Source organism: Microbulbifer agarilyticus (assembly GCF_001999945.1).
GTDB lineage: Bacteria > Pseudomonadota > Gammaproteobacteria > Pseudomonadales > Cellvibrionaceae > Microbulbifer > Microbulbifer agarilyticus_A.
In genome coordinates this window covers 3,643,560-3,655,423 of record NZ_CP019650.1, presented here as the reverse complement: position 1 = coordinate 3,655,423, position 11,864 = coordinate 3,643,560, and the positions used below count along the sequence as shown (strand labels likewise).

The window sequence follows — 11,864 nt, the reverse complement described above, 5'->3', positions numbered from 1 at the left end:
CCCCTCCAAACAAGAACAAGGAAATATCTCAATGAAGCTACAGGGCTTGTTGTTCACTCCACTGGTTTTCGCCTGGTATGGGGTAATGGCCGCCGTCGCACTTTCGTTTCAAGTACAGGCAAAAGAAACCGGGCTAACCGCAAAAGATTACGGTGCATTGCCGCAGCACAGTATGCTGGCGGTGTCCCCCAGTGGTGAGCGCCTTGTTTATCGCACTACAGGTGTGAATGGCGAAGATCATGCGGTAGTGATTTCTTTGGTGGATGGCGAGCAGCTCAATGCCATTGACCTATCAAAGATCACCCCGGAGCGTATGTACTTCGCCAGCGAGGATGAAGTAATTCTGTTGGCGTCGACGGTGCGCAAGCTATTTGGTTATCGCGGCAAGCTGGACTTGAGTACAGCGTACGCCTTTAACTGGCGCACCAATGATCTACGTCAGATGCTGACCCCAGGTGATGTGATTTATGCTGGCCAGTCCGGGCTGGGCCGAATTTTTGGGCTCTCGCCTGATGGTAAGTATGCATATATGCCTGCGTATGTGCCCCGGAATAGTGTGGACAGTAACCCACGCTATTCGCTCATGCGTGTGGATTTTGAGAGTCCCACGCGCCCGCGTGAGCACTTTAAGGGACGTTCCAGTTCACGAGGCTTTATGCTCGATGGCGAAGGCAATGTTATCGTTCATGAGCAGTTCGACAATAATAGGAATCTCCACCTTCTGATGGTGCGTCGTGGCGACGATTGGAAGGAGCTCTACCGTGAAAAAACGGAGATCCCGAATATTGCGTTTACCGGGCTTACCCCAAACCGAGATTCTGTAATAGCCATTCGTACAGATAAAAATAGCGGTCGCAAAAACTTTTATGCACTGTCATTGGCGAGCGGTGAGTTTTCCGATCTGGGCTTTGGTCGTGACGATGCGGATGTGGAATATACCTATAAAAGCCTAGATCGTCGGGTGTGGGGGGTGCGCTATTCTGGCCTGACGCCTACCTATCGCTTCTTTGACGAGTCCATTAGTCAGCGCATGGAGGACATTCAGTCGCTGTTTGCTGGCCACTCCGTATGGCTGCACGACTGGAGCGAAGGTTGGGAGCAGCTGATGGTGTATGTGGAAGGGTCCAACTCTTCCGGTGAATACTATTTGTTCCCAAGAGAAGGGGCGCCCATGCGACTCTTTTCTGCGCGTCCAGACATCAAAAGTGAGCAGGTACACCCTCTTGCGACGATTCACTTTAAGGCGCGTGATGGTCTCATGATTCCCACGCTTCTCACCCTGCCAAAGGATAGGGTGAATGACCTGGAAAACCTGCCGGCGGTAATCATGCCTCACGGAGGGCCGGCTTCCTACGACCGCGTTAGTTTCGACTGGTTGGCGCAGGCGCTGGCAAATCGCGGCCATCTGGTGGTCCAGCCCCAGTTCCGTGGTTCAACCGGATTCGGCCATGTGCACTTTATGGCCGGGCATGGTGAGTGGGGTGAAAAAATGCAGGATGACCTTACCGATACCGTTGATATGTTGGTGCGCAAGGGGATAGTGGATGCCGGTCGCGTTTGTATTGTTGGTATGAGTTACGGTGGATACGCGGCGCTTGCCGGTGGCGCCTTTACACCGGATAAGTATCGCTGTGTGGTCTCGGTAAACGGTGTGAGCGATCTCGAGCAAATCCTGGTTACTGAAAAGCGCGACCATGGACGCAACCACTGGCTGGTAGCTTATTGGGAAAAGCTGATGGCTGATGGCGATGCGGACAAGGCTACCCTGCGGGCAGTATCTCCAGTGCACCATGTAGAACAATTCCAGGCACCAGTGCTGCTTATCCATAGCGAGGATGACGTAACTATACCGCTACGGCAGTCCCGGTATATGTACAAGCGTCTGAAGCGTGAGAAAAAGTCGGTAGAGTTCGTCGAGCTGAAAGACGAAACCCATCACCTGGACACGCCGGAAGGCCGCATGCGGACCGTCGAGGAAATCGTCGCTTTTGTAGACAAGCATTTGCAGCCTTAATTTGCGGTTTTAAGGCAATTGGGCGAACATCGTCGGTTTGCTGTAAACCGACGACTTCGCCCATTTTTATGTCCTTTCTCCAATCGCTCGAATCCGCCCTCAATACCTTTGTCGCCTACGCTTGGGGCACACCACTGCTGGTGCTGCTGGTTGGTGGCGGCTTATTTTTGCTGATCAGCTCGCGCGCACGCCCTTACCGCCATCTTGGCCACAGTATCGACCTGCTGCGTGGCAAGTACGACGATCCCAACGATCCTGGCCAGGTATCCCACCGTCAGGCGCTGTCCACAGCGCTTTCCGGCACCCTAGGCCTCGGCAATATTGCCGGTGTGGCCATTGCGATCAGTGCCGGTGGTCCGGGGGCGATTTTCTGGATGTGGGTAACTGCGCTGGTTGGCGTTGCCACCAAGTTCTATACGGCCACCCTGGCGGTGATGTACCGCGGCCGCGATAGCAGCGGTGAGATCCAGGGCGGGCCCATGTATGTGATTCGTGAGGGGCTGGGCAAGCACTGGCGCCCGCTGGCCTACCTGTTTGCCATTGCCGGCCTGTGCGGCCTGCTGCCTTCCTTCCAGTCCAACCAGACGGTACAGCTGCTGCGGGTTTCCTTTGCCGAGCCCATGGGGTGGGTCAGCGCAGACAACAGTTTCCTGTTTGATTTCTCCCTCGGGCTGGTACTGGCGCTGGCGGCACTGGCGGTTATTTCCGGCCGTATCCAGCGCATTGGTCGTTTCGCGGTGCGTATTGTGCCGGCGATGGTGATTTTCTATCTGTTGCTGACCCTTGGGGTGATTGCCTACTTCTGGCAGGGCATTCCCGATGCGTTCGCGCTGATTGTCAGCGACGCATTTACCGGTAAAGCGGTTGCCGGTGGCGCACTGGGTGCAGTGATTGCTACCGGCGTTAGCCGCGGAGCATTTTCCAACGAGGCCGGTATTGGTACCGAGTCTCTGGCTCACGGTGCGGCGAAAACCACCGAGCCAGTACGCGAAGGCGTGGTGGCGATGATCGGGCCGATCGTGGATACGTTGATTGTGTGTACCTGTACGGCGCTGGTAATTCTGCTGACCGGTGTTTGGCAGCAAGGCGAAGGTATGGAAGGCGTTTCCATGACCGCGGATGCATTCAGCAGTGTGTTTGGCGGCTGGGGTCCGGTATTGCTGCTGGTCATGGTGGTGCCGTTGGCATTCAGTACCATCGTTACTTTCTGGTACTACGGCATGAAGTGCTTTGTGTTTTTGTTCGGCACCCGTTTCCAGGTGGTATACACCGTGCTGTATATGTTGCTGATTATTCTGGGTGCGGTGCTGTCACTGAACATCGTAAACAGCCTGATTATTGGTATGTACGCGGTGATGGCGATTCCCACCATGCTGTCGACTATTCGCCTGTCTGGTCGGGTCAATAAAGCCGCGCATGACTATTTTGTAAAAACTCCCGGAGCCTGATTTCGAATCAGAGTTTTTGCCGTAAATTTCGTGCGTTTTTTCGGCATTATTTTGAGGTGCGCGATACTTGTGCTTTTTGCCTGAAAGCGCACCTGGAATGAGCGTGTTGCGCGCTTTTTATGCGAATGGGTTAATTAGTCGCTTGGCGCGTAAAAATTTATTGTGAAGGGCCTCACAAAGTGGGCCGGTGGCCGGTTTTTTGTCTCACTCGCTATGGGAACTGTCACCAAAAAACGCTACAAACGTCGTTTAACAAAAATTCATAAGCTCTCTACGGTTATTAGGTGGAACAATGGCGAATCCTCTCGACCCCAAGCCAGATGCAAATCTGGATTCCAACTCTTTTCTTTCTGGAATGAACGAAGGTGGTGCAGCTGAGCGTCCTTTCGCGGACAAGCTCGATGCATCCATGGCGAAGGATCGCTCTGTAATCGGTAAAAACATCAAGTTCCGCGGCGAACTGATCGGCACCGAAGACCTGCACATTGAAGGCACCATCGAAGGCACCGTTATTATGGAAGGTCACGACCTGTCCATCGGTCGCGAAGGTGAAATCAACGCGAACATCCACGCGCAGAACATCGTGATCAACGGTACCCTGACCGGCGACGCGCTGGCCGACGAGCTGATTGAAATCCGCAACACCGCTGTGGTTAAAGGCAACCTGATTGCCCCGCGCATCCAGCTGGACGACGGTGGTAAGTTCCGCGGTTCCATGGATATGGTCGACACCGATGACGAGATGAAAGCCCGTCATTCCGAATTCAAAGACAAGCTGGTTCACCCGAACCTGCCGCCGAAGGAAGCTGCGCCAAGCGCCGCTGCGGCGAAAAAGTCTTTCGCGCCGAAAGACAGTGCCAAGGATCAGGCCAAGGAAGCGGAGCTGGCTGACAGCTAATCCCCGCTGCAACGCCGCAGGCTCTCCTGCGGCGTTGTGTATTTTCCCTCTGGCTCACGCCCCGAATTCTTGCGATAAACAATGCAACACCGTTCTTTTGGCCTCGCTGCGTTAACGACCGAGATGGTCAAAAGTGGGGACCGAATTCTCGACCTCGGGCCACTCTCGTCCGGTACCACTCAGGCTTTTCTCGGCCTTAACTGCCAGTGTCACATCGAAGACCTGGTGGAATATCTGGCAGACAACCAGCACAGCGACGACCCGCTGCAAGCGCTGGAAGATCACCTGCTCCCCAAGCCCGCGAACTTAAAGTTTGACGTCATCCTGTGTTGGGACCTGCTCAACTTCCTGGATCTGGACGTTATCCAGCACCTGATTCGCCTGCTGCAGCCGCATTTGAAGCAGGGCACCATCCTGCACACCATGCGCTACACCGGCCGCAATCAGCCAAACAAGCCGCGACGTTTCCGCCTGCAGGAAGACTTCTGCTTTGAATATGTGGATGATCCGAGTTATCCACAGGTGGCTTCCAAGGGACACTCCACAGTAACCCTGTTGAAATGTATGGACCGCTTCAGTCTGTTCAACTCGCTGATGAAGCGCGAGGGCATGGACCAGAACGTTACCGAGCATTTCCTCGAATATGACAGCACTACCTCGCGCAATCAGGTGCGCAGCGGTGGCGCCTCCGATGTGAGTGCTTACTTTCGTCAGGTGCGAGACGACGAACAGGTGGCCTTTGCCGGTATTGGCAAAACTCTCGCCGCCTTGCCGACTGGTGCCACGGTACTGGATTGTGGCCGCAAGAATGGCCGCAACATCGACGCCCTGAAAAAGAAAGTGGGTTCCCTGTATGTGGAAGACCTGCACGCATCCCTGGCCTGGCGCAAGAAGATGCACGGCGAGGGCAGCGGTTTTAGCGAATCCATGTTCAGCTTTGATCCAGGAACCAAGCTGGATGGCGTCTTCCTGTGGGACCTGTTGAATTTCTGTAGCCCGCAACAAATTGAAGCGCTTGGCGAACTGCTGGCCGGGCGTATGAACCCCGGTGGCCAGCTGCATTTTCTGGTGTACAAAGCCAACCAGCAGCCGGAACGTCCGGCAATGTACGAGGTACTGGAAGACGAGCGTGTAGCGGTTACCGGTATTGCCGATGGCCGCAGTGATCGCAGCCTCGGCAGCACCGCCGACCTGATGCGCCAGCTGCCCGGCTACCGCCTGTTCAGCCACCACCTTGCCCGTTTGCCCTCCGGGGATTCGGTGCAGGAGTTTGTGTTGCAGCTAAAGGGCTAGATGCCCTGACTAAGAAACAGAAAATCAAAAAAAATTAAATCGAGAAGATTTCACACGAGATTGCTTCCATGTCTGAATTTTTGCGCTCTGTCTTTGTTGCCCTGAGTCCGGATGCGGTTACCGAAGGGTTCCTGTCGTTGATGCTGGTGCTGTTTGCGCTGGCGCTGGTGTGTCGCTTTGTGCGTCGCGCGGATGAGTTTGTCGAGCAGGCCCCGGGGCTGCTGACCTCACTGGGTATTCTCGGTACCTTTACCGGGGTGATTATCGGCCTGTTCGAATTCAGCCTGGCGGATATCGACGAAAGTATTGCCACCCTGCTGGACGGTTTGAAAACCGCGTTTATCACCAGTGTTTGCGGTATCGGCCTGTCCATTGTGCTGCGTGCACTGACCCGCTTTATCCCGGTACCCGGCGATGTGGCCGAGGTAACCGACCTGGCGGATATTCGCGATGCCCTGCAGCAGCTGCAAAGCGAACTGGTCCAGGGCCAGGAACGTCAGCTCAAGCAAAGCGAAAACCAGCTGAGCGATTTTTCCAAGCAGGTGTCGCAGGCACTGGTGGAACAGATGGAACAGGTTGTGGTGCGCTTTAACGAACGCGTGGAAAACCAGTTCGGCGAGAACATGACCCGTTTCGGGGAGAACTTCGCGCGCTTTGATGCCATGGTGGAAACACTCACCCAAGAGTACAAAGCGCATGAAGAGCGCGTGGAGTACTGGTCCGAGCACTGCGATACCGCGGTCATGGGGCTGGTTCAGGTAGCGCGGGATCTGCAAACCATTCACCAGCAGCTGGCGGAAGTGCCGCAGTTCTTCGACGGAATGGAAAGTGTTAATGCACAGGCCCGTGAACAGATGCAGGCAGTTACCGAACAGCTGGACCGCTACCGCGGTGTCGCCGCGCAGATGCAGAACGTATTGCCGCACCTGGGTGAGCGTATCGACCAGTTTGTGAAGGGCATCGATGTGGTACAGCAGGTAATGACCAGTGATATGCAGCAGTCGCTGGTGAGCATCGCCAAGCAGAGCGAGCTGCTGGGTGCGCAGATTCAAGCGGTGTCTGGTGCCTTCGAAAAAATGTCGAGCCTGGACGCGGACTTTATTCAGGGGCTGGTGCAGGATTCTGTCACTACCCACCGCAACGGCATGCAGGAGCTGGCGCTGCAGCAGGCGCGTACTCACCAGGAAATGGTGGATGCCCTCAGCCATGTTATCCGCAAGAGCCTCGGCGACGCCGAGAATTCCATCGGCAAGCAATACCAGTTGGTGGAGCGCAAGATGGAAGAGGAAGTCGAAGGCGTTATGTCGGCCATGGGGCAGGCACTGGCGACCATCAGCGGCCAGTTCACCCGCGATTACCGCCAGCTGGTGGCGCAGATGCAGCGCCTGAACCAGTCTGCAGAGCGTGCTCGTGAGGAAGTCGCCTGATGGCAGCGAGGTCGGGATTTACCCGCTCGGGGGCGATTAGCCGCGGCGATGGTGAGTCCTCGTGGATCAGTGTGTCCGACCTGATGGCCGGCCTGATGATGGTGTTTCTGTGTATCGCTGTGGCGATGATGCGTTCGGTGATGATCGAGCGGGAAAAGATTCGCACCATCGCCATGTCCTACAAGGAAAATCAGCTGGCGATATACGAGTCCCTGCAACAGGAATTCGCTCCGGACCTGGCCCGTTGGGGTGCCAGCATTGATCGCGACACGCTGACGGTTGCGTTTAATAACTCCGATGCCATGTTTGACACCGGCGAGGCCGCTCTAAGCGCCAGCTATCAGGTGGTATTTGAAGAGTTCTTCCCACGCTATATGAATGTGTTGGTGCCGTATCAGGGCTCGGTAGAAGCGGTGCGTATTGAAGGCCACACCAGCTCCGGTTGGGGGCAGAGCATCGACCGCAATGCCATGTACTTCAATAATCTGCGCCTGTCGCAGGACCGCGCTCGCTCGGTGCTGCGTTATGTGTACACTCTGGATGAAGTGACCACTCACCACGGCTGGATGATGCAGAATGTGGCGGCTGTCGGTTATTCTTCCTCTCGTCCGATATACAATGCGGACGGCAGTGAGAATATCGAGCAATCCAAGCGAGTGGCTTTCCGCGTGATCACCAATTCCGAAACCAAGATCCACAGTATCCTCGAGGAGTCCTTCTGATGGGGCGCTTCTCCCGGCACTTTGAGGTGTTGACCCAGGCGATTTCCGGCATGGGAAGCGCCGGCGATACCGCGGTTGCAGAGGCGCCCACGGCAGAAGCCGCTGTGTCGGAAGAGGGAACTAGCGCACCGGACAGCTCCATCGAGCAGGCGCTGCTCAAAGGGATGGAAGTCACCCTCGGTGATCTGGACCAGACCGAGCACGGCTGGATGTACCGCGGGCACCCGGTGATGGTGTACGCAGTGGATGTGGCCGCGGTCGACGACCCACAGGTACGCAAAGAATTCTTTCACCGAATCCATCTTGCCAGTTGCTGTGGTGCACTGGAAGTGCCGGATCAGGTGGTGTGGATTGGCACCGCACGTGAAGCGCTGGCAGCGCCCGGGCTGGAAAGCGCCCCGCACGTCTGTGAACACTGCCTGGCTAAGGTGAACCACCGTGGTTACCGCAGTCTTGGCCCGCGCGATCGCAAGCGGGTGGCGGAAGCATTTAATTTCCAGTGGCATGTCAGCCAATACGCACAGGAATTCTTCGCCGCGGACGCCGCGCATTTCTGGGCGCCGGGCAAGCAGGCGCGTGCACTGGAGCAAATTGAGCCCGATGCTGCAGATAGCGGCACCTGCGGTTTTTGCGAGTGGCAGGTGCCCGCGGGTAATGGCTGGTTTGTGCCGGTTCAGCGCGGTATGGAATTGGGCTTGTCTGTCGACTCTTGTGTACTGTGCGCGCAGCAGCAGGCAATGGGCGTGCTGACCTTACCGGATGACAGCGCTCTGGCCGCAAGCCAGGCACGCTGTGTGGATCAGGAATCCGCACAATCCTCCTCGCCGGAAGAGGCGTCGGAGGACGAGCGCAGTTGGACACAGGTGCGCCGTCAGCTGCCGCTTTCCTGGCACCCGCTGTGTGAACAGTTGGAGCGTAGTCTGTCTGCTCCGGTGTTATTCCAGCGCTTCACCGGTTATGAGGGCGTTGCGGTATTGGCATGGCCGGAGCATCGCCGCGGTATTGTTGCCAGTGCAGAAGACCGTGAATTGTTGCCGGAAGGCTGGGACTTCTGGATCATGCAGGATGTGCTCGGCAGCCTTGGCTGATTTACACGAGAGAATACAAAAAGAGGGCAGCGGAAGCTGCCCTTTTTCATTGGGGTTGGAGAGGTAGGAGTGGCGAGGAGATGTCGCCTGTTATTGACGCACCGTTACCTTGGTGCCGATGGGAGAGTTCTCATAAAAAATCTTTGCCATGTGCCACGGCAGGCGGATGCAGCCATGTGATTCCGGACGGCCAGTGACCTTACCAGCATGCATACCTACGGCTCCGTTCACGCGCATGAAGAAGTCCATTGAAGCTCCGCGAAACACGGTACCTGCCGGGCGCTTGTCTTTGCGCACATCAACACTGGATTTGCGTACATAGCCCGCGCGATCCACATAGTGTCCGAACAGGTTGGAACGGTGGTCGATATCCTTTTCAGATACCCGGAAGCTGCCGGTCGGGGTGCGATAGCCGGCGATACCAGTGGCCACTGGCGAGATGCCTGCAAGCCGTCCACCTTTGTAGAAGTAAGCCCGCTGCTCGCTGATATCGATAATGATATGCGGCGCTCCACCAATCACATCCCGGCGCCACCAGGCGCTGCCATCGGTCATGGATCTGTGCTGTTGGTAGGGGTAGGGATAATCACCGGCTTGCGCTATTGGAGCAAAAATCGCGGATGTCGCTAACGCCAGGCTGGCACCGACGGCGATTTTCCTGAAGAAGTATTTTATCGAAAAGCTTTTAAGTGAAAAGTTCTGTGAGTTGGAAGAGCCTTGCATGCATACCTCATCTGCTCTCGCGAGCAACATTGCAGGTCGGCTGTGCTGCACCGTGTTCAGAAAGCTGGGTGCGGTTTTTTCAGGGCGTACGAATCCCTGCACCGCAATGCACAATTTCGACCGTTAAATTTCCCCAAAGCGACGCGCCGGTGTGTCCCGGTTTGGTCGCGGGATGAGCCTGCCGTTTGGTTCGCTGGGTGCGGACCTCTGGGCAAGTGAGAGGCATGGTAGGGTCTGTTTTTGGCGCTTTTTACATTGAAATGGAATGAGCAGAGGCGCCGATAGAAATAAAACCCTATAGTCACGGGCAAATTTGAGGCAAAAAAAAGCCGGCTAAATAGCCGGCTTCAAAAAATTCCAGAAAACTGGAAATCGTGCTTCGACGAGAGAGCAACTTCGTTAACGATCTTATTGAGAGGTACCCCTTTTGAACCTGTATTTTGCAACTGGTTCGCTGCTGGAGGGCAACAGGCGTTAACAGGAACGCCAATTTCTCAATAAAGTCAGTGTTTTTTCCTTTCCTTCTGTGAGGCTATTTTCGATGGCTTGCGTGTTGTGGCTTACTTCTTCAGGAAGATCCGCGCAGCGGCCGCCGGCAGTTCAATCTTGCCGCCGTTCAGTGCACCCGCAAAACCTTCAGGAGTAATGTCTTCGCTTCCGGCAAACGCTTCCGGAAGGTCGATTTCCGCTGCTTCCTGACCTAGGTTCAGGGCAACAAAATAACGCTCCGCATCGCCTTCATCAGCGCGCTCGAATACCAGCAGGTCGTCGCCGGTTTCCAGAATGTTCTGGCTGGCGGTAGCCAATGCGCTCGGCAGCTCCGCGTGCCACTTCAACAGGGCGCGGAAGCGGTTCAGCATTGCGTGCTGCTCGTCTTCCTGAACGGAGGCGGCCAGGTGGTAGTGTTCTTCAGCAACCGGCAGCCAGGGTTTTACCTTGGAGAAGCCCGCATTGATTTCGCCACCGTTAAACCAAGGCATTGGGGTGCGGCAGCCATCGCGACCTTTGAACTCCGGCCACAGGTTGATGCCGTACGGGTCCTGTAGGTCTTCGAACGCCACATCCGCTTCCGGCAAGCCAAGTTCTTCGCCTTGGTACAGGCACACGCTGCCGCGCAGCATCAATTGCATCAGCAGGAACATCGGCGCGCGCGCCATAGCGGTTTCGCTGTCGAAACCTTTGTTCCAGCGGGTGAAGGAGCGCGGTACATCGTGGTTAGAGATGGACCAGCAGGGCCAGCCTTCTTCGATTACCTGGCGGTTCTTCTCCAGGGTGTCACGCAGGAACTGCGCGCTGCAGTCTTCGGACAGCAGGTCGAAGGAATAGGCCATGTTCAGGCGGTTTTCCGTGGTGTACTCGGCCATGATCTTGTGGGTGTTGTCATCGCCCACTTCGCCCACGGTCATTGCACCCGGGTACTCTTCCAGCAGGGCGCGTACGCGCTGCAGGAATACCAGGTTTTCCGGCTGGGATTTATCGTGAATGTGCCACTGATATTCGTAGCTGTTCACCGGCGGCAGACCGTTTTCGTCCAGCTTCACTGGGCGACCCGGGTTGTCCTGCAGAGACTGGTTGTGGAACGCGTGGTTGATGGCGTCCAGGCGGAAGCCGTCGACTCCACGGTCAAGCCAGAAACGCAGGTCCGCAAGCAATTGCTCCTGAACTTCCGGGTTGTGCAGGTTCAGGTCCGGCTGCTCTTTGAGGAAGTTGGTCAGGTAGTACTGGCGGCGACGGGTACACCAGCGCCATGCGCTGCCACCGAAGTTGGACATCCAGTTGTTTGGCGCGCTGCCGTCTTCTTTGGCATCTGCCCACACGTACCAATCGGCCTTGGCGTTGTCGCGGCTGGCGCGGCTTTCTTCAAACCAGGCGTGCTGGTCGGAAGTGTGGCTCAGGATCTGGTCGATGATGACCTTCAGACCCAGAGAGTGCGCTTTGTCGATAACCCGGTCGAAGTCGGCCAGATTGCCGAAGATCGGGTCAACATCGCGATAGTCAGACACGTCATAGCCGAAGTCTGCCATCGGCGACTTGAAGAACGGGGAGATCCAGATGGCGTCCACGCCCAGAGATTTCACATAGTCGAGCTTCTCTACGATACCGGGCAGATCGCCGATGCCGTCGCCGTTTGCGTCGCAGAAGCTGCGCGGGTAGATCTGGTAAATAACGCCGTTGCGCCACCATTCCCCGTTTGATTTGTCTTTGTGAATACCGCTCATGCCAGAGTCCGTCAATGGATACTTATTAGGTT

9 protein-coding genes are annotated in these 11,864 nt (G+C 56.1%); 7 read left to right on the top strand and 2 right to left on the bottom strand.

The annotated features are described in order from the left end of the window. Window positions 1-31 precede the first annotated feature (31 nt). The 7 genes from Mag101_RS15215 (at window position 32) to Mag101_RS15185 (ending at window position 8,890) form a co-directional block, all read left to right on the top strand. Window positions 32-2,014, top strand: a complete 1,983-nt coding sequence (locus Mag101_RS15215; RefSeq protein ID WP_198040003.1) for an alpha/beta hydrolase family protein — start codon at window positions 32-34, stop codon at window positions 2,012-2,014. A gap of 68 nt (window positions 2,015-2,082) precedes the next feature. Next, a complete protein-coding gene (locus Mag101_RS15210; RefSeq protein ID WP_077406906.1) occupies window positions 2,083-3,462 on the top strand; it encodes an alanine/glycine:cation symporter family protein in 1,380 nt (459 codons plus the stop codon). Window positions 3,463-3,754: 292 nt separating this feature from the next. Beyond that, complete coding sequence (locus tag Mag101_RS15205) at window positions 3,755-4,360, top strand: bactofilin family protein (RefSeq protein WP_077406903.1); 606 nt, start codon at window positions 3,755-3,757, stop codon at window positions 4,358-4,360. A gap of 81 nt (window positions 4,361-4,441) precedes the next feature. Further along, window positions 4,442-5,653, top strand: a complete 1,212-nt coding sequence (locus Mag101_RS15200) for a hypothetical protein (RefSeq protein ID WP_077406901.1) — start codon at window positions 4,442-4,444, stop codon at window positions 5,651-5,653. Between the two features lie 68 nt (window positions 5,654-5,721). Continuing rightward, a complete protein-coding gene (locus Mag101_RS15195) occupies window positions 5,722-7,080 on the top strand; it encodes a hypothetical protein (protein WP_077406898.1) in 1,359 nt (452 codons plus the stop codon). Next, complete coding sequence (locus Mag101_RS15190) at window positions 7,080-7,802, top strand: OmpA/MotB family protein (RefSeq protein ID WP_077406895.1); 723 nt, start codon at window positions 7,080-7,082, stop codon at window positions 7,800-7,802. Before Mag101_RS15195 ends, Mag101_RS15190 begins: the two co-directional genes overlap by 1 nt. Next, window positions 7,802-8,890 (top strand): hypothetical protein, encoded by a 1,089-nt coding sequence (locus Mag101_RS15185; protein ID WP_077406892.1) that lies wholly within the window; start codon window positions 7,802-7,804, stop codon window positions 8,888-8,890. The genes Mag101_RS15190 and Mag101_RS15185 overlap by 1 nt, the downstream gene beginning before the upstream one ends. A gap of 90 nt (window positions 8,891-8,980) precedes the next feature. Here Mag101_RS15185 and Mag101_RS18165 read toward each other — a convergent pair whose 3' ends face one another. Together Mag101_RS18165 and Mag101_RS15175 are read right to left on the bottom strand one after the other, a co-directional pair. Further along, window positions 8,981-9,613: a L,D-transpeptidase family protein gene (locus Mag101_RS18165; protein WP_232325048.1), complete on the bottom strand. Its 633-nt coding sequence runs from the start codon at window positions 9,611-9,613 to the stop codon at window positions 8,981-8,983. A gap of 560 nt (window positions 9,614-10,173) precedes the next feature. Then, window positions 10,174-11,832, bottom strand: a complete 1,659-nt coding sequence (locus Mag101_RS15175; protein ID WP_077406889.1) for an alpha-amylase family glycosyl hydrolase — start codon at window positions 11,830-11,832, stop codon at window positions 10,174-10,176. Between the last annotated feature and the right edge of the window lie 32 nt (window positions 11,833-11,864).